This is a genomic window from Bacillus sp. sid0103 (assembly GCF_019219025.1).
On record NZ_JAHUWN010000002.1, the window covers coordinates 338,651 to 358,351 of the forward strand.

General features: G+C 43.3%; 17 protein-coding genes and 1 riboswitch. Of the genes, 1 reads left to right on the forward strand and 16 read right to left on the reverse strand.

Annotated features, from left to right (window positions below; translation table 11 throughout):
• Positions 1–3: 3 nt before the first annotated feature.
• The 11 genes from KW850_RS03695 to KW850_RS03745 form a co-directional block, all read right to left on the reverse strand.
• Positions 4–1,053, reverse strand: coding sequence for a DUF4432 family protein (locus tag KW850_RS03695; protein WP_218346217.1), 1,050 nt, complete (start codon positions 1,051–1,053; stop codon positions 4–6).
• Positions 1,054–1,073: 20 nt separating this feature from the next.
• Positions 1,074–1,925 (reverse strand): SMP-30/gluconolactonase/LRE family protein, encoded by an 852-nt coding sequence (locus tag KW850_RS03700; protein ID WP_218346218.1) that lies wholly within the window; start codon positions 1,923–1,925, stop codon positions 1,074–1,076.
• A 24-nt stretch (positions 1,926–1,949) separates the two neighbouring features.
• Positions 1,950–3,179, reverse strand: coding sequence for an enolase C-terminal domain-like protein (locus tag KW850_RS03705; protein WP_218346219.1), 1,230 nt, complete (start codon positions 3,177–3,179; stop codon positions 1,950–1,952).
• 13 nt (positions 3,180–3,192) lie between these two features.
• The gene (locus KW850_RS03710) at positions 3,193–3,984 is read right to left on the reverse strand and encodes an SDR family NAD(P)-dependent oxidoreductase (protein ID WP_218346220.1); all 792 of its coding nucleotides are present in this window, start codon (positions 3,982–3,984) and stop codon (positions 3,193–3,195) included.
• 241 nt (positions 3,985–4,225) lie between these two features.
• Complete coding sequence (locus KW850_RS03715) at positions 4,226–6,853, reverse strand: glycoside hydrolase family 38 N-terminal domain-containing protein (RefSeq protein ID WP_218346221.1); 2,628 nt, start codon at positions 6,851–6,853, stop codon at positions 4,226–4,228.
• Between the two features lie 53 nt (positions 6,854–6,906).
• Entirely contained in the window at positions 6,907–7,572 is a 666-nt protein-coding gene (locus KW850_RS03720; protein WP_218346222.1) for a GntR family transcriptional regulator, read from the reverse strand.
• Between the two features lie 99 nt (positions 7,573–7,671).
• Positions 7,672–10,641: a glycoside hydrolase family 38 N-terminal domain-containing protein gene (locus KW850_RS03725; protein WP_218346223.1), complete on the reverse strand. Its 2,970-nt coding sequence runs from the start codon at positions 10,639–10,641 to the stop codon at positions 7,672–7,674.
• Positions 10,642–10,665: 24 nt separating this feature from the next.
• A complete protein-coding gene (locus KW850_RS03730) occupies positions 10,666–11,490 on the reverse strand; it encodes a carbohydrate ABC transporter permease (RefSeq protein WP_218346224.1) in 825 nt (274 codons plus the stop codon).
• Positions 11,491–11,494: 4 nt separating this feature from the next.
• Entirely contained in the window at positions 11,495–12,439 is a 945-nt protein-coding gene (locus KW850_RS03735) for a carbohydrate ABC transporter permease (RefSeq protein WP_218346225.1), read from the reverse strand.
• Between the two features lie 62 nt (positions 12,440–12,501).
• Positions 12,502–13,782 carry an ABC transporter substrate-binding protein gene (locus KW850_RS03740; protein WP_218346226.1) on the reverse strand — a complete coding sequence of 427 codons (1,281 nt, stop codon included), beginning with the start codon at positions 13,780–13,782 and terminating at the stop codon, positions 12,502–12,504.
• 612 nt (positions 13,783–14,394) lie between these two features.
• Complete coding sequence (locus tag KW850_RS03745; protein ID WP_218346227.1) at positions 14,395–14,607, reverse strand: hypothetical protein; 213 nt, start codon at positions 14,605–14,607, stop codon at positions 14,395–14,397.
• A gap of 64 nt (positions 14,608–14,671) precedes the next feature.
• Here KW850_RS03745 and KW850_RS03750 point away from each other — a divergent pair, with 64 nt between their 5' ends.
• Positions 14,672–15,061: a VOC family protein gene (locus tag KW850_RS03750; RefSeq protein WP_218346228.1), complete on the forward strand. Its 390-nt coding sequence runs from the start codon at positions 14,672–14,674 to the stop codon at positions 15,059–15,061.
• A gap of 129 nt (positions 15,062–15,190) precedes the next feature.
• On the opposite strand, the gene KW850_RS03755 is transcribed toward KW850_RS03750, so the two are convergent.
• The 5 genes from KW850_RS03755 to KW850_RS03775 all read right to left on the reverse strand — a co-directional run bounded on the left by KW850_RS03755 (position 15,191) and on the right by KW850_RS03775 (position 19,561).
• Positions 15,191–15,928, reverse strand: coding sequence for an energy-coupling factor transporter transmembrane component T family protein (locus KW850_RS03755; RefSeq protein ID WP_218346229.1), 738 nt, complete (start codon positions 15,926–15,928; stop codon positions 15,191–15,193).
• On the reverse strand, positions 15,925–17,490 hold the full coding sequence (locus tag KW850_RS03760; RefSeq protein ID WP_218346230.1) for an ABC transporter ATP-binding protein: 1,566 nt from the start codon (positions 17,488–17,490) through the stop codon (positions 15,925–15,927). The genes KW850_RS03755 and KW850_RS03760 overlap by 4 nt, the downstream gene beginning before the upstream one ends.
• On the reverse strand, positions 17,474–18,064 hold the full coding sequence (locus KW850_RS03765; RefSeq protein WP_218346288.1) for an ECF transporter S component: 591 nt from the start codon (positions 18,062–18,064) through the stop codon (positions 17,474–17,476). Before KW850_RS03765 ends, KW850_RS03760 begins: the two co-directional genes overlap by 17 nt.
• Complete coding sequence (tenA, locus tag KW850_RS03770) at positions 18,064–18,747, reverse strand: thiaminase II (RefSeq protein ID WP_218346231.1); 684 nt, start codon at positions 18,745–18,747, stop codon at positions 18,064–18,066. The genes KW850_RS03765 and tenA overlap by 1 nt, the downstream gene beginning before the upstream one ends.
• Before the next feature lie 110 nt (positions 18,748–18,857).
• Positions 18,858–18,960: riboswitch (TPP riboswitch) on the reverse strand.
• A gap of 124 nt (positions 18,961–19,084) precedes the next feature.
• Complete coding sequence (locus KW850_RS03775) at positions 19,085–19,561, reverse strand: hypothetical protein (RefSeq protein WP_218346232.1); 477 nt, start codon at positions 19,559–19,561, stop codon at positions 19,085–19,087.
• Positions 19,562–19,701: the final 140 nt, after the last annotated feature.

Sequence of the window (19,701 nt, forward strand, 5' to 3'; positions counted from 1 at the left end):
ACTTCACCCCTCCACATGATAGGCTTGTAGATTCATCCAAAAGCTCTTCGTTTCATTTTGGGCAATCTCAGCTGCGGTGCCGTTACGAATCGCTTCTTCTAAACCATGTGTCGGGTAGCTGCTAAAAGGTTCCAAGCCAATATTGTAATGTCTTCCGTACCAAGGATAGGATTTCGTTGCTCCAAATTCCTGCCAATACCATAAATAAGGGAACTGCGCGGCATCCCATTCCACTTTTAAGCCGAGATTGATTTGAGCGTTTTCGAGAGAATACCACCCATTAGAACCGAACTCCGTTAAATACACAATATCTGATAAAGCTCCCTTTTCGGGGAGAACCGACAGATCGAGTGAGCCATGTTCCGAATCGGCCACTGGCCACGGATACCTTTTTCCCCGAGTAATTCGACCGGGTGCAGCGACATCGGAATCGGAGGCTTCTGTGACGATTTGAACTCCATCCGGAAGTCCAATCCTGCTGCCTGGAATCATAAAAGGTTTACCAAAAACCAGATGATGCCCCCACATGTATTGCAAATTAGTGGCACTTAGGTTTTCCAACTCCTCAGCAATCTTGAGTTCAGCCGAACCGTCCTTCAAGGTATAAGTTCTTTTTAATAGAAACGGAATCTTCTTCGTCCTCACCGAAAGGGTAACTGCAATTTCCTCTGCCGTGTCCTTGATAATTTCATAGTCCCAGGGCATATGGGCAACCTCACCGTGCTGGCCATATTGTGCACCTAAATAGGAGGTGGCAGGCCCGCCATTGGGCAGAATCTCCTGCCAGCCGCCAGGGTAATAGTCCAAAAACGTTGCGGATGGATCAACCGATGTTGACAGGTAGTCAGTCGGATTTTGCACGCCATTTTCCGATAACCAGATGACATCGATTCCTAACGGTTTATAAACGAATTCGAACACTTCTGCCCCTTTATCTAATAAGATCGAACAGCGAAGTTTATCATTTTCGAGGACGAGCACTTTCATCCCATAATACGTATATTGATCATGAATTCGGCAGCCGTAGTTCCGTTGTTTACGATATTTTTGCATGGAAATGCCCCCCTAACACGCTAGTCCATTACACCAGGGATGCGCGTAATATGCCATCTTCCTAGATTAGACGTGTACAAGTCCTTTCCATGAATCACGCAATTAGTCGGATGGCACAATGTATGGGCTGTAGGATCATAACAAAGAAGCTCCAACCCTGCCTCTTCTGACCAGCGATAAATGAGCGAAGGTTCATAGCAAGGAATATAAAGTCTGCCCCGATCATCCAACGCCAAGCCATCGGGCAGCGCATCCACCTCGACCACGGTTTCCTTTGGCCCAGGCTCCCCATCCGCGTCAATTGGAATCCGGCTTATCCGTTTGGCAAAGGTTTCAGCGACATAGAGACAAGAATTTTGCGAATCCAGGACAAGCCCGTTTGCAAAAACAAGGTCCTTCTCGTACCACATCCTCCCCTCACCGCTCTGCAAATCAAACCTCCAAATCCCCGGCCCCGGCTTACCTGAATCATGACTATCCGTGACGTAAAGATAGTTTCTGTCGTCATCGACGACGGGTACATTCGGAATTTTCATTTGCCCCTCACCATTTGAAAACAAGCGAACCTCTCCACTCGCAGGGTCGATTTTAAAGACAGACGACTGTTTAAGATCACATGCATATAAAAAACCTTCGCGATCAAAGGTGACACCTAACACAAAACCACCGGTATCGGCCACTTTTTCAATCCCGTTTCCACTGATTCGAAAAATCTCTCCTTGCTCTCCCCCCGTCCAAATATCGCCGTTCTGGTCGATGGCAATTCCTTCAGGATGATTCAATTGCGGGGAAGTAAAGGTTCCATCAAAAAAAACGTCCATTTGTTCAATCCCATATCTAGCTTTCAATCCGGACCATTCCGGTTTAGTCATAATTTGACACCTCCATCACATTTTTTACCGTCCAACCTCCAAATGGTTTCCCCAGCGCTGATTCGGAACAAGCGAAAACCACTCTGGCCGAATCGGGTCACGGTCATAAGGATAACCGCCTAGTTGTTGGTATAATTCGGCATATTCCTGGAGTTTATCGCGATCAACGGTAACCCCTAAGCCAGGTCCATCTGGGACTTTGATCGCCCCATTTTCATAGCGGAGCTTGCCGCCTACTAAAATATCATCTTCTAAATGGTGATAATGCGCATCACCCGCAAATGTCAGATTCGGAATAACCGCACCGAGGTGAAGCATTGTCGCTAATTGAATTCCTAGTTCACCCGAGGAATGGACAGCCACACCTAGCTGGAAGGTTTCACAAACGCCCGCTGCTTTTATGCATTGGCGGATTCCACCCCAAAAGGTCGTATCGAGTAAAATGACATCGATCGCCGGGTTAAGGACATTAGCTGCCAATTGCTCAAAATTAACCACAACCGTATTCGTTGCAGTGGGAATGCGAACCATGGAACGAACACGGCGCATCCCATTTAACCCCCATGTCGGGTCCTCAAAATAATCATTATTTAACCCTTCAATCGCTTGCCCGAAACGTATCGCATCCTCCACACTTAAGGCCGCATTCGGATCATAGCGGAGCCGGTCCTCTGGAAATTCAGCGGCAAGGGCCTGGTAACATTCGAGTTCGTAGTCAGGGTGGAACACACCGCCTTTTAATTTGTGCGAGGTAAAACCATACCTTTGTTTTAAATCCCTGGCATGCGCGATAAGTTGATCGATCGTCCGGACCTCCCCGGCACCTGTTTGTTCATGAGGTAAGCGAAAAAACAGATAACTGGCAAAAGGAACTTCCTCGCGAACCTTTCCACCAAGAAGTTGAGAAACGGGTACGCCTAATTTTTTTCCGATAATATCTAAACAGGCAAATTCAACAGCTGCAAGCAATTGGGTGCGATTATTATAGAGGCTTGCGGTTGGATTACAAATTTTAAACCGCAATTCTTCTAATTGGAATGGATCGTGCCCGACCAGATAGGATTTTAAACCCGCAAAAGCGATCTCCGCACTTTCTCCGCCGCCGCCCATCTCTCCAAATCCCGTAATACCTTCATCTGTTTCCACTTCGAGAATGGTTCGGACGAATCGCCCCCAGTGAGCACCGTTGCTGTGGCGCAGCGGACTGTCGATCGGCATGGTGACCGTAGTCGCTTTCAAATTCGTTATTTTCATCTAGACTCCTCCTCTATTCTGGTAACCGAACGCCAAGGGCGGCGAGCATCCCGCCATCAATTTTTATTTCTGCCCCCGTCACAAATTTAGCCTTATCGCTGGCTAAAAAAGCAATCATTTCTGCTACCTCATCAGGGGTACCTACCCGGCCGACTGGATGCATTTTTCCCCAATCGTCCACGATTTTTTCTTGGCTTTTATTCGCCTTAAATAAGTCCGCTGCCCCTCGTAGCATTGGCGTATCAACCGAAGCTGGACAGACCACATTGACTCGAATATTCTCGTCGGCATGATCAAGAGCCATCGCCCGTGTCATCGCATTAATCCCGCCCTTACTAGCAGTATAGGCAACGACGCCCTTTTGCGAGGCAAATGCTTGAACGGAAGAAACGTTGACAATCGCTCCACCGCCCCGATTTCTCATTTCTTTGACCGCATATTTAGACGAAAGAAACATTCCCTTTAAATTAATGTTGATCACTTCATCCCATACTTCTTCACTTGTCTCCAAAACATCACCGTATCGTTGTACCCCGGCACTATTGACAAGAATATCGATTCCACCATATTCCCGAGTCGCATACTGCATGAGCATTTCCACTTCCTCTGCGGAACGAACGTCTGCCTTAAAGCCTTTTACCTTTAGTCCCGCCTCCTGTAATCGTTGTCCACTTTCTTTCACGACCGTATCGCGGGATCCACAGATGACAACACTTGCTCCACCTTGAGCGAGCCTTTTAGCCGCAGCATAGCCAATTCCCAGTGATCCGCCCGTTATGACCGCTACTTTCCCCTGAAAATCCATCCTCTCACTCCTAGCATTACAATTATTAAGAATATTATAAAAATTATTTCCCTAATAAGTCTTTAAAGGGAAGCGTCAACTTTTTATAATTTGAGGACAAGGTTCATCCTGCCACTTGGAGTTCTTACGATGTTGAATAAAAAAATGAGAGGCTAGTTTAGATAGGCAGCACCTATTTCATCTAGCCTCCTGATTTGGAATCTAATAAACTTCAATTATAGTAAGCCATCACACTCGTTATTTAGAAGGTCACCCTTAGCGAAACGATGCTTCTCGCTGGCAAATCACAGCTTATTTTCCCTTGATGAAGCAGCAGTGTTTCCCGATTTTCCTCCAACGGGGTGACGATATGCGCAGACGTTGGCGTGAATTGTGGGAACCCGATCGAACACGGATACGATTGCTCCGTTACATTCTGTAAACGAACAATGATCCCCTCCTTGTCATCTGCAGGTTTAAACGTTACTAACGTTTGTCCGTCTTCGTCTACTTCCATGAATGTTCCTTCCATCGCCGCGGTCTCGGAACGGACAAAATCTCTTAACACAATCGGCGGTGTACTCGCCTCGACACCAAAGCGTGCGCAGTCGGCATCATTTGCTGGTCCTTCATGCGTGGAAAGCCGATAACGGAGAGGGATTTTTCCACCTTGACTAGCCTTGAAATTCACCATCCAATGATTATTCAACGCCCATGACATGATGGTCGGCGATTCAGGCTCGAGCTTTTCTGCCCAGTTTCCTGTTGTAATGCCGCCCAAATGAACAAGCGGTGCATCGAGTGGAACAATCGTTACCCCGCGCTTCTCATCGCTTACATCCACCCAGCGTTGAATCGGATACCAGTCTTTAACCGTTTCGTTGATTTGCTCCTTTTCAGGCGTAAGCGGAATCCCGTTAATATCCGCTCTAAAAACTGGTTTTTCCAAACGAAACGGAAAAGCAATAAAGACAGCTTCCGGATCCGTCACCTCTTTTTTATCAAGCATCCACTGAACATCAAGGGTGCGTTGCTTGCTTGGTAAAATAAACGTACATGTTGCCGAATGAATACCCCTTGCTTTAATTTTCACTGAGATACGCGCTTCATAAGGGGTCACTTTCACCTCACCTACTTCAATTTCATGAGCTGTCTCCTGCACGAAAGCGGTATCGGTTAAGCCTTGGCCAAAGTATTCATTTGACCAGTCCGAGGCATAAATCGCATCCCGTCCTTTGGGATCATCCACCCATTCATAGACAAATTGTCCAGGCTCCCAATTGCGGTACGTTCCCGCAAAGTCATATTTCAAGGTTTTATCGTACCATTCACTCAGCCCTCCGGTTTTAGGATTAACAGAGATTCGGTAGTAAGCGTTTTCAATCGAGAGTCCACTGCCTTGCAAATCTTCCCCATTTGGTCCATCGGTTAATGGCAGAAACTTATATCCAAAGGCAGGCACAGTTCCTTCAACTCTTCTTCCTTCTTCATCCGGCTTGATTCCCCACGTTAACCCGCGTGGCATAAACATTTCAAGCATGCCATTCGGGGCCTGTCCTCCGCGGCGGACAGGTTCTTCAACAATCACCTTTCGCTCGAACGGAAGGGTATTAATCACCATTAGTTCTTTATACTGTGGTTCTGGCTTGGCTATTTCCGGAGGAAGATGGCCAAGATCGAAACGAACCTCGTCCTGATGACTTCCATGCTCAGTGGCAAGGCTCCGGGCCGCACGCGCTAATATATCATGCGCTTCAGCAGAGCCATGATAGGCATAGCTTGATTTACGGTTCCATTGTGAACGGGAGAACAGTCCATCAGGCGATTCAATACTTGAGAAGGCCCCCCATGTATGCTCATCATAAAGGGTAACCGATTCATAGGTATCAATCAGTCTCTGAACATCCCAGCCCTTTTTACCAAACGCAGTCAGCCAAGCCCCAATCATTTCGGCACTATATAGGATTTCATGCGTCGATCGGTTTAACCCCGTTTCATACGCACTGGACGCCACACCGTCACTCCACCAATCAAGCCAATCGCCGCGGATTGTCGGCAGTGAATCCACATATCTTTCTCTAATGATTCGGTTCAACTCAGAAATCGTGATCATTTCCATGCGTGGTGTTTTTCCAGCGGCATTCCACTCGCGAATGAAATCATATAATCGTGTATCAGGCGGCCCATTATCGACGCGAATAGGATTGGTCGTTTGACCATAGACGAAGTCAAACGGGTAACTGTCGTCCTTTTCTAGCTTTTCAACAATGCCAGGGACAAGTTCTTCTGCCAGCTCCATATGTCCGAGCCCGGCGAGTCCGCCAAATAAATAGTGATATCCGTTCCATGCAAGCAATTTCCCTCCTGCAGGGCCTTCCCACCAAAAAGCGTTGGGACGCGGTTTAGGTACGCTGCCGCGGACAGGGTTGACTGCCATCGTAAACATTTCAATTCCCACCTCAGGCAGTAAGTCGGCAAACAGCCAACTGGCTCCATTGACATCACAGTTCATGGCGACGCGAATATCGAGATCAAATTCCTCTTTCATCCGTTTAATCGGATACAAACTACGGTGCATCTGCTCTACATTCAGCAATGGCGTCAGATTATATTGCATCCCGGCCACATCAATCAGACCCGCTTTATGTAGTTTGAGAAAACGTTCAACTTGTGATGGAGGTCGTGATTTTAGATAGCGTTCGGTAATCCCCGTTACTTCACAAACCCATTTCGCTTGTGCTTCTTTTGGATAAGACAATGTACTTTCACAGACATCAATAACTTGATCGATAAATTCCATATGCTGACGATAGGCTACATCTTGATAATCCGTAAAACCAATATCTGTATGAGTATGATTAATAAAATAGAAAGTTTTAATTTTCCCCAATCGTACATCCCCCAAGCAAATTGTTTTTTCGGCTCTCCATTGAAACAATAGGTTTATTCCAATAGTTTGTCTTTACCAGAAAGAATATGTTTCTTCATGACCATTTCCAATCTTTCAACATCTTTATTTTTAATCGAGTCCACGATGTTCTTATGGTCTTCTCTATTCATCTCAAAACGTTCAGAATACCGGTTAAAATAAAACCTCGCCACTTGCGTATGGAAGTTTAAGGAACGATAAATTTTTAGCAACTGACTGTTACCTGAGATCTCCACTAACAGTTCATGGAAATTCGCATCCAAATCGTTAAACGTAAAGAAATCATGGTCTCGTTCGTCTTTAGCCAGTTCTTCTTCCATCAAGGACAAGTTCATTTCAAGCTCAGCTAATTTTTCGTCGGTAACATGTTCAATAATATCCCGAGCAACTCCGCCTTCAATTAGAAGTCTAATTTGGATTAATTCCAACATATCTATATTAGAAAATTGGGTCACATACGTGCCAATTTTGGGTTTAACAATGATTAGTCCTTCATTACTTAACCTTGCAATCGCATCCTTGATAGGGGTACGACTGACTTCCCACTGCTGCGCCAACCCGTTTATATCAATACGTTCACCAGGTTTGATGATTTGAGTGGTGATCGCTATTTTTAAGCGATTGTATACTTTATTAGCTAAGTCTTCGGAACGAATCTTTAAAAAAATATCTGAGTTCATCAACCCCTCCTCACTCCTTTGTAAATGAATTTTATGTGTTAGAGAGGCCTTCCTTTAAGTAAAGGAAGGGCCTGCTCGGTTATTTACTTGAATCCATTATCATTGTATATCAACGATAATCGTCTGAATATCATTTTTATTGACCTTCAAGGTGACCTCGCTGTCGTTACTTTCAATCCCTCGTAATTGGCCGTTCGCGATATTGGCTGTATAGGCCTTTCTAATTTTTACATTTGGAAAATGCAATGTCACATCTGTATCCTTGCCACCGACTTCATGAAGGCGAACTTGATAACGGCCTTCCCCAAGTTTTCTTATTGCTAAAATTTGAACATGATCACAATTAACAGAGACAAATGACTGACTATTTTTAGTGACTTGATATGGAACGGATAGTCCCGCTAATGGATTTTGCACCTGTGCACCAAATTGGTACGCTTTTACCGGATCGAAATCTCCCACATGGCTTGTGATGCTGTATCGTAATTCAATTTCGCCGCCTTGCTTATTTGGAAAATTGGTATCCCAAATATTGTGTAAGGCGTAGGAGTAAATCGTTTGTGGTTCATTTTCCGGGAGTGTCGTTTCAAATGGTGCATAAGGAATATAGATATTCTCCAATTGAATTAAAGGTGCCTCCAACGTCCCCCACAAAACGGTATAATCAGCATTACTAACTGACAGCCAGTGCTGAATTGCCTTCATATAATGACAAGAGCCAGGCACATGCTGGTCGTCCGGAGAGACATAATCTCCGGTAATTTCATACCTCAGTTTACCGCCTTCGACATGGAATGGAAAAGGTAAATAAACGGCTTCCTTCACTTCTGTTTCTGTCTTCATCAAGCGGTTAACAAGATCAATTCTCTTTAAGTTTTGGTACAGAATAATTTCTTGTTCCACCCATTCGCATCCAGGTGCCTGCAGGGAAATCCTAATCTTTTGATAGACCGCGTTCGATTCCACGAGTTTCACTTTTGCAAGACTGGCAGTGCTTCTCTTTCCAAGCGTATCCGTATTCCCGGTTACCCGTGAAGATAAATGGTTGAAACGCGGTGCTGTTGTAAATTGGTCATAGACATACTGGTTAAATTGAAAAGGCGATTTTCCATTGACAAGTTCCTCGCCAATTTCTTTGTCGATGATGCTATTAATTCCGCCCGTTTCTGGATCAATGCTTATTTTATAAAATTGATTTTCCAACAGTCGGGTCTCATTTTTAAACTCTACTGCTGATGGGCTCACTTCTAGGTCTGTTTCTACGATTCGGTAGGAACGATGGCCAATTGGCGGCACGTTTTCTGCGAGGAAGGTCACAAATGCCCCAAGTGGTTTTGGTGTACTTTCCAACCTTAATTTAGACGAATAAATAACGGCTTCTCCATCTTCGTTAAGCAGCTTGAATTGCTTTTTCACATCACACTGTCCATCTGGAATAAAAACAGTCACGGTATCCGTTCGTTCAAATGACTCTGGATTATAGACAACGATGGTACTGGTCTTTTGATCATAATCACAATCCAAAAGATCGACTAACAGGTTTTGAGCTCGTTTATATTCAGTTAGGCTTTGGATGTAAGCCGTTTGCGCAAACCCTTGTTTGATATTCCATTGAATTTGACCGGAGGTATTATGGGTTATTGATTTATCCCAAGGGTTCCAAGCCCCCCACGTATGTTCATCAAATAACACCATGTTTTCATAAGCATTTTGCAGCACTTGTTTTGGATATTCATGTGAATCGCCTTGCATCGACGCAATCGAATGGAAGGTTTCCGCTGAGCGCAATAAATGGTGCGATTTCCGGTTTAGACCGTTCGGATAAGCGCCCGATGCGATCCCATCCGCCCACCAATCCGTCCAATCCCCTTTAAAAACAGGGATATCAAGATCTTGTTGTGATTCAATCGCTTCAAAGAACTGTTTATTTGTCGATGTAATCAATTTAGGATAAGCCCATTTTTCATTCCATTTCTTGGCCACTTCTGACGGGATGAGACTAGGCCCGGCATTATCCCAGTAACAGCCTTGAACGCGCAGATGTACCGTGTCTAATGGATATTTTTCGTTTGTTAATTGTTGTACTAACTCCGGCAGCTTTTCAAATGTTTCATCATAGCCATCCGCAATCCCAATTCGATTTCCCTCCATATACACGCCATGTGGTGTATCTGTATACCAGACTAGCACTTTTTGACCATTTTCATGCTGCCAATAAAATGGACGTTGCAGTTTTTCACCTGGAAGTAAGTGAGGGATGGAGCGCCCCGCATAATTGTGGGCAACTGAAAAATATTTAATGCCCATATCCGTCAAACACTTTAAAAATCCTTTCGTATGGCCAGGCACATCCGTCTGTAAAACCGTATCAATTTCAATTCCATATTCATCACGAAGTTGTTGGGCGGTTTCAAACGTTCGGGCCAGTTCATCTATATGATAAGCTTCCGTGTGCATACTCATATAGGCACCTGCCACTTCGATTCGTCCTTCTTTAATTCTCCGTAACATTTTTTCCACTTGGGCTTTCGGACGACTTTTTAACCAAAACTTCAATGGCCAAGTAACTTCAATCACCCATTTAAAATCTGTTTCTGGATTCGTCCCGTTCAAATCACATAACTCCAGCACTTGATCTAAATAAACGAGATGATGATCTAATACTTCATGCTGTGGGTCCGTGTATCCAATATCTAAATGGGAATGTTGGATCACATGGAAGGTCCAATGTTTTTCTGGCATGACCGTCACGGTGTCCCCAATTTCATTGGAGCTCCACCTTAACACCACTCGGTATGGAGTTGGTTCCGTTACTTCCGGGACGTACACTTCCAAGGTGGTCTTTCCCGCGCCAATTCGACCTACATTTTTAACAATTTTCCCATTCTTACTCGTAAGGATTAATTCTGCCGTTGAAATTCGTTCACCTAATTCGATATGGACAAAAATCACTTGTTTTAGTTCATTGCCCTGTCTGACAAAGAATACCGAGTTCTCCGCGGAGAATCCGATCACTCGCGCCGATTGATTGGTTTCCTGAATTTTAGAATTTTTTAATTGGGTGGTCAAAATGAACTCCTCCTATTTTGGTGATTATTTTCCGACCAGAGACATACCTTGCATAAAGTTCTTCTGTAAAAAAGAGAATAATAATAATGTAGGAACAGACGCAATTAACACAGCTACTAAAATAGCAGGGATATTAGAACCTGCATACATCCCTTGTAAACTCGCAACCCCCGACATGATTGGTCGAACAGACTCGGATTTACTGAGCGTTAACCCAAATAAGAGATCATTCCAAATCCACGTAAACTGGAACAAAAATAACACAGCGATTGGAGCCCTCGACATCGGCAAGAAGATTTGCAGGAAAATTCTAAAATCAGTACTTCCATCCAATCGTGCCGCTTCGACGATTTCTTTCGGTATCGTCGTAAAAAAGTTCCTGAGCACAAACAAGCAAAATGGAATCGATACTGCGGTATAAAAAATAGTTAATCCCCAGTTCGTATCATACATTTGAAAACCACTGTACATTTTAAAAAGAGGGATGAGATACATCTGGAAAGGAAAAACAGTGCCACTATAGATGATTAAAAACCAAAATAAGCGGCCCCGCACTTCTAATGTGGTTAAAGAGAACGCCGCTAAGGCAGCAATAAAAATAGCGAAAAACGATCCGACAGAACCGTATATTAAACTATTGATAAAACCCGAACCAATCCCTGCCTCTTCCCAAACATAGGCAAAGTTCTCGATAAACCCGATCTCCGTTGGCAGCTTCCAAAATTCACCCGTGAAAAAATCTTTCGTAGATTTGATAGCATTTACTACAACAAACCAAAATGGCAGCACCCAAATGAGGGCAAGAAGGAGCACCACCATATTGGTTACCCTGCGTGATACGTGAGTCATCTTCTCACCCCTCCTGTTTCAAGGTTGTCTTCAAGTAACCCCAAGAAAGTATTAATACGAATATAGATAAAATGACGGCAATGGCTGACCCATAGCCATAATGAGATAAAACAAACGTTTCACGGTACATCGTAACCGCAAGTGTCTCAGAGGATCGGAACGGCCCGCCCTGCGTCATCACCCAAATCGTATCAAACACTTTAAAACTATTAACCAGCGACATTAACACAACTACACTTGTGATTGGTCTAAGCAAAGGAAACGTGATGTTCTTAAACAAGCGCCAGCCTGATGCCCCGTCAATCATCGCTGCTTCCAATGGCTCTTTCGGAATGGCATTTAATCCGATTAAAAATAACACCATATTCGTCCCCATACTCTGCCACGTATACGTCCATATCATCGATAAGGTATTAACCGTGGGTGTCAGCAACCAATCAATCGCTGCAAGATCTTTCCACCCAAACAAGTCGAATAAGGAGGACAATCCACCCGGTGATAATAAGAACGCCCACACAACACCGGTAGTTGTTAATGAGATTGCATGTGGTAAATAAAAGATGTTTTTATAAACAATACTCCATCTTAAATGTTGAATCCCAACGGCAATCGCCAAACCTACTCCAACCGGCAGGAGTAGCGAAGCGAGCACCCAAATGATGGTGTTTATAATAGACGTAGTAAAGATCTTATCTGTGAAAATACTAATATAGTTTGAAAATCCAACAAAATCCGGGAGATTGATTCCATCCCACTTGGTGAAACTAATCACCAATGTGTAAACAGCTGAATAAATGAAAAATACACCTACCAACAGGACTGCGGGTAAAAGATATAAGTACGGGACGATTTTCTTTTTGATTGGGACCTTCGTTTTATTAGTCGTGATGTTATGTAACTTCACCCCGTTGTCCAGCTGAACCGTTTCTGTCTGCTCCAAACTACTCATTTTATCTCCCCTCAAAGGCAGGGAGCAAAACGCGCTCCCTACTAATCTCAAAAACTTTTACATTACTTATTTTCCACCCAAACCTTTTGCGCTTGCCCTTCAATTGTTTCAAGGACTTCCTTATAGGTGCTTGTGTCTAAAATGAATTTCGCAAACTGATCAACGGCAAATTCCGAAATCTCAGGAGGAGTCGCTTCCCAATATCTTTGCAGTAATTGATAGTGATTCGCGCCAATATCCTCAGAAATTTTATCGGTTATCACATTATTGGATTTAACCTCAGGCAGAAGCGGAGCAAAACCTTGTGACTCTGTCCAAAGCTGTTGCGGTTCCTTTTTGAAAAAATTACGGACAGCTTCCTTGGCTTTTTCTTTATTTTTACTCTTTTCAGCTACAACGATTGGGGATGTTTCGTAAATGGCTACATTCCCTACACCATCATTAATGGCAGGTACAATAAATGCGCCAAAATCACTGCCTGGCTGTAGTCCTGTCTTTAATAACGAAGACTGCCACCACTGACCCATAAGAACCATTCCGACATCACCTTTTGCAATATCAGAGAGGAGATTCCCATCGATATCACCAGGTTTTGAGAAATATCCCTTATCAATCAAGGATTTCCATAATTCCATTACCTTCACCACACCTGGATCGGTGTAGGAAGCTTCACCCACCATCAACTTATCGTAAAGCGCTGGATCGGAGTGAGCGAGCAATTCTTCAAACCAGATAAACGTCTGCCAGCGTGATTTAAATGGCTGGGCAAATGGCGTCACACCATTCTTCTTTAGGGTATCAAGGACATTCATAAATTCATCCCACGTTTTAGGCTCTTTCAACCCATATTTATCGAATACCTTTTTGTTATAAAACACATTCCAATAGGAAACATGCAACGGTGCCCCGTATACTTTTCCGTCAATCGTGTACGCTTTGGCTAATTCGGGATTTAACCCTTCTTTTTCATAATAGTCCTTCCACTCAGCTGTAAGATCAGCCGCCGCTCCAGCTTCTACGATTTCCTTCATCCGGAAACCTGACCACCAACTGAACAAAGTCGGAGGTTCATTGCCTTGTAACGACTGCTTAATGGTCGTCTGGAAGGAAGTTGTATCCGAAAAAGGTACCGCCTTAATGCCAGTTCCATACTTCTCAGCAGTTAATTTTCCAACCTTATCAAAATTTGTAGCCCAGTTTGATTTATCCATGTAATACTCAACCAGATTGGACTCTTTACTATTCGACTTCGAGGTCTCTTTACTACTACAAGCACTCAAAACCGTTGCCCCTAGTAAAACCGTTGTTAAAAGGACAGAAACTTTTCTATTGAACTTTTTCAATACAAGCACCCCTTTTTCTGCTAGAACGATAAATTTTAGTTGTTAACAATCGGGTAAAACATAGTGAGGAATATGGACATGTGGTGTGGGATTCTCGTGGTGAAGGAACAAGCCATTTCTGAAAAAAAACGCTGGGACTCCTCCTTTCGATCATTGTGTTTTCATAATCGTAAACGCTTACAGAATACTCACCAGTTTGGTTTTTTATCAGAAGAGTAGTGGTTTTGATTCGTAAACTTAATTTTCTGATAAATTTATGGTTTATGATTCTTGTTTAATGGTAAATTAGCCCATGGATGTTTGTCAACTGAATATTTTTTATTTTATGAAAATACCGAACTCCAAGTTTGATTAACTCTAAAATAAGAGGGGATTGGCGGAATAACAGTTGATGTTGGCGGAATCCTTCTTCAGTTTGGCGGAATAAATCGAAAAAGCGGCGGAATTCCTCCTCATATCCGCGGAATTCCCGTCTACTTCGGCGGAATCCACATACCACAGGCTGCCTCCCAAAACCTGAAAAATTCCGAAATCAAATCACATCAAAAAAGCCAAACTCTCCGAAGAAAACTTGGCTTAAGACGAATTATTTTTTAGTAAAAATCACTTTATTTAACCCACTAATCTAGATACGGACTTAAGGCTGGCCGTCACACTTGTGAACCCAAAACCATCAGAAAGACTTGATAGAATTTCATTTACACGCAAACTATTTCCTCTATGGATAATTAAATTCCCAGAGCCGCTTGTCGTCGTAATCGAATATCTTCCTGCAGAAAAATCTTTACCAGCCGTCCAATATCCGGCATGCAGAGCAGCGGGCAACGATCCACCGATCCCCCATAAATCTATGTTATGATGTAAAAAAATAAATAAAGGAGTGGACACCGTGATTCAGTATGAATGCCTCCACCACGTTAGCCTTACGGTTACTGATTTAGAACAAGCCAAACACTTTTACAGCAACATCCTAGGTCTAAAAGAAATCGAACGCCCGAATTTTGATTTTCCTGGTGCCTGGTATGAAATCGAAGGACAACAGCTGCATCTCATTGTCCTCCCTACATCCCAAACCATCCGCCAAGACAAACGACTGAGCAGCCGTGAAGGTCATTTTGCCCTCCGCGTGAAAGATTACCACGCTACTCTGAAATGGTTGAAAAGTAAGGATGTCGAGCTATTAGAAAAACCCAAGGGCGCAAGCGGCTTTGCCCAAATCTTCTGTGCCGACCCCGATGGGAACCTAATCGAACTAAACGTCGACCAAAAAAACCTGTAACAAAGCGAAAAACCTCCTTTTTTAAAAAGGAACCCTAGTTAGCCGCTGAACTAGGCCTTGTCCCCCTGCCCTTTTTGTGAACAGCTGAAATAGATAGAGGAGAAGTGCCTAAAACACTTCTCCCCATATTTATTCAACAAAAATAATAATCCCCACTACCACCATCAACAAAGAAAAGAAATAGCCCCAGTCTCTCGCTGCTATTTGAGGTGTTTGATAATAAGTTCTCTCCCTTGTACCCGTAAATCCACGCGCTTCCATGGCGATCGCAATTCGTTCTGATTTTCTGATTCCTTGCGTAAACAGGGGTAAAGAGTACCTCATAAACGCTTTCCACCCATTTTTTTGCTTGTAACCTCTGACTTTATGAGCTATCTTCATTTGAGTGAGTTCCGATTGGAAGAGTGGGATAAAGCGGAACCCCGCTAATAGCCCGTACGCCCATTTTGGTGAAAGTTTACATTGATGAATTAAACTCATGATAAACAAAGTGATGTCGGTGGTGGATGTGAATAACAATCCATACGTGACAAACGCCAACATTCGTAATGCGATCGTTAAGCCATGATTCATGCTCTCCACCGTAATATGGAACCAGGCCCATTTCCAAACCGTCTCTTCTCCCTCTCCAAAAGCGGCCATCATCCAAAATATCAGAATAAAAAAACCTACATACGGCAGAAGCCTTTTTAAAAGGTAGGAAATCCTCCATCCTCCTATAAAAGTTCCAATTAAAACAGCCAGGAACCAGATCCAAAAAGTCCCCTTTGGATTGGAAATCGTCATTAAAAGAATCATCACGATCAAGTGAGACAGCAGCTTACACGCAGGATTGAGGGTAGCCAGGAAGGAATCGTTAGCCTTCATACCAAAACCCCCTCCATACGTTCATGCAGCAACTGAAAATGGAGCGGCGGAATTAACGCACTTTCACGGCACAGATTGGGATCAGAAAATAATCCGTACGGGCTCCCCTGATAGGTCACTCTTCCCTTGTTGAAGAGAAGGACGTGATCCGAGAAACGATCGACTAAATCCATATCGTGGGTTACCATGACAATCGTGGTTCCCTGTGCCTGCCTCTCCTTTAAGCGCTGAATCAGTTCATTTGCTGTTTTTTCATCTTGACCAAATGTGGGTTCATCCAGCAATAGTAATGCTTGATCAAACAACAACATCGTCGCAACACTTAACCTTCGTTTTTGTCCTAAACTTAGTGTATACGGGTGCGCATCTTGATACGATTCCAATCCAAACTCCTCTAAAAATTGCATGGTTTTGGTATGAATCAGCTCTTCAGGCCAATTACGCTGCCGGCCGCCAAAGGCAACTTCCTCAAATACCGTATCGGTAATGAATTGATGCTCTGGATTTTGAAAAACAAAGCCTGCTTTTTCATATAATTTCCGGTCTGGCCATTTCTTTAATTCCTCATCATGAAAGTAAATTTCCCCTTTTTTATACGGCACCAATCGGATTAGACTTTTTAAAAAGGTACTTTTTCCGCTTCCATTTTCCCCGACGATGGAAATCCATTGACCCTGATGGATGTTTATAGAAATCTCGCGAGCGACCGTTTTTTTCCCATAGCCAATGTCAACCTGTTCAGTGCGGAGTATTATTTCCCCTTCATTGAGCGGTTTTGTTTTAATCCTATTAGATAGTTTATTAGCAAGCGGGTGCGAAGGATTGCGCACCACCTCCGTCCACGTTTCCGGAAATATCTTAGGACGCCAAATCCCCGCTGCTTTCATTTCATTCGTAAATTTCTGAAGGATCTCTTTCGGTCCCCCATCCCCAATAATACATCCATGCTTATTAAGGAGAATGACTCGATCCATCCATTCGATGCAGCCGTCTAGTACATGTTCGACCACTACCATCGTCTGATTCGTCGTTTTGGCTAAATGATTCAATAAACCAAAGATCTCCTCCCTGCCAGCAGGGTCGAGTTGGGCTGTTGGTTCATCAAAGAATAGCACTTCTGTTTCTAATGCCAGTAAACACGCTAACGCCAATCGTTGTTTCATTCCACCTGACAGCGTTTCAATCGGGGTTTTTTTATCAACATTTAGCCCAACTTTATCCATCAGGTCCGCAATCATAGGGTCCATCTCATGTCGCGGAATCGAGCGATTTTCAAGACTAAATGCAATTTCCTCATCGACATGAAGCATGCAAAATTGAGAATCAGGATCTTGAAACACAACCCCGGCATCCTTCCTCCGGTATACTTCACCACTTACCTCTGCCTCCACATGCTCAGGGATAATCCCGGCAAGCGCGGAAATCAACGTAGATTTCCCACTGCCACTTGGCCCAAGTATCATTACTTTCTCCCCTTTATGGATGGACAGAGTAATATGATCGAGGCTTTTTTGAGAACGATTATAAAAACGAACCGACAGATCCTTACATCCCAGAAACATTGATGTTGTCCCTTTTCCTTTTTTCTTTCATCAGTTCATATTGTTCCAACACTCCCGTTTTCGCCAATGAATCCACAACCACTTTCGCTAACCAACCGCCAAGAATTATTCCGCTGATGACATGAATTCCCAATGTTACAAAAAATACTTTCAACGTGTAATAACCGAATCCGTTGGCGATTAAGTTATACAGCATGCTTCCAATCGCTGCAAAAGCCCCTGATAGCATTAAGGTAAATAGGTTGTAGCGTTTATATCCGAATAGGGCGAAGGCGATTTCTGCACCAATCCCTTGAAAAACACCTATTAAAAGAGCCGACAGACCAAAATGACTTCCGGTTAATAACTCCACTGCGGCCGCGGCAACCTCTGCAATAAACGCCGCTCCCGGTTTTCGAATAATATACGCGACAATCGGACTAGCAATCACCCAAATGCCAAACATAAAACCTGCACCTACTGGCCCGACTAGAGCCGAAATCGGAATCCACAGCGTTGACCAGCCTAAATAGATTACCCCGCATGCCACCGATAAAATCACAGCAAGGACGACTTCTTTCATCTTCCATGTCATCATCGCACTGCCTCCATTTTCACAGGCCATTCTTCGAGTTTATAAGCCATATCCCAAAACATATATTCAAGCTGACAACTGATGATGAAATGCTCCTTCATCTTTTCCTTTTCCCGCTCTGGTGCGGTCTTGGCCCATTCATCAATCCAGGCGCAAAATTTCGGGGTAATCGAATCGGCCCGATTTCCATAAAAATGAATCCACTCATAAAAGGGATGAGACGGATCGGGATTCACTTCCGTTAATAACCTTTTCCCAATTTCCCAATACGTCCACGGACACGGTAATAACACCGCGATAATTTCTCCCAATGTTCCTTCATGCGCAACGGTAAGCATATGACGCGTGTAATGAAGGGCAGAGGGTGATAACGGATATCCCTGTAATTCCTCAAAGGGAACACCAGCTACTTCACAAAAATTATGATGAGGATGGGTTTCACTGTTTAAAATAAAAGAAATCTGCTTATTAAACATCGCCATTTCTTCGCGATTCTCACACTTAGAAACTGCGATGCCATAGATACGAGTAAAGGAATTCAAATATTCAAAGTCCTGTTTAACATAATGAATCAATTGTTCCTTTTTTAGCTCCCCATTCGCGATACCTCGAACAAACGGATGCTCAAAAATTGCCTCAAAAATCGGATCTGCTTCTTTTCTTAGTTCTGCTGAAAAACTCATATCTTTCTCCCCCTTATTGGTTTTATGGGAAGACACTAAAAGGAGAGACTGAATTTTCAAACACGAAAAAACCGCCCCAAAAATGGAGCGGCAGAATAATAGTATCTATCCATACACAGACTCCACTTTCCTACGCTAGTATGAACTAGATCAGGTTCAAAGGGTCCAAGATACATCTTGTCTCAGCCTCAAATGGCTCCCCTAGTGGTCTTCCTATAAATTTAATTTTCACTCTACACTCGCTGGATAATGATGTCAATCAATTTACACCTCGACTGTAAAAATAAACCGAACGAACTATAGGGTACAGGAATAAAGACTCATTGGGCTCGTGCAGCTATACTTGCTTCGAAAGCGCCTCCTGTTCTAATCTACAAATCAACTTGTAGTATCCCAATAAGATTAAGAGGAGAAAAGGATTAATCATGACCGAATGATACAGCCTCCACCAACCGTAATGGAAATATCCCCAAGGCTCTGGTAACAACGTCAAAACCTCATAAATCACGATTATAACGTTCCAAGCTAAAAAAAATAAAAATTGTTTCGTAAATGAACTTTTTAAAGGGTACACATTTAAAAAAATGATATTAACAGGCGGGACTAAACATAAATACACCGGCAGCGACTCCCAATCAACACCCTTGTTAAAGTACCAGTACCCCTGATATTTCAAACTGACAAACACATCAAATAACAATTGAAACATACTCGAAAACAACCAAACCTGCAGCATTTCACTCTTCGACAGTCGTTTTCTTACCTTTAATAAAATAACGTTAATAATGATGACAGATACAATAATCCCAACCATGTAGTAGTCTCCCTCAGGTATGAATAAATATAAATTTTACATTTATTGTAAAAAGTATACCTGCACAACTTGAAATATGGAAATGAATTTCCAAATAAAACCCAGCATGTGTCGTAAGTTTCGGAAAATATGTGTACGAA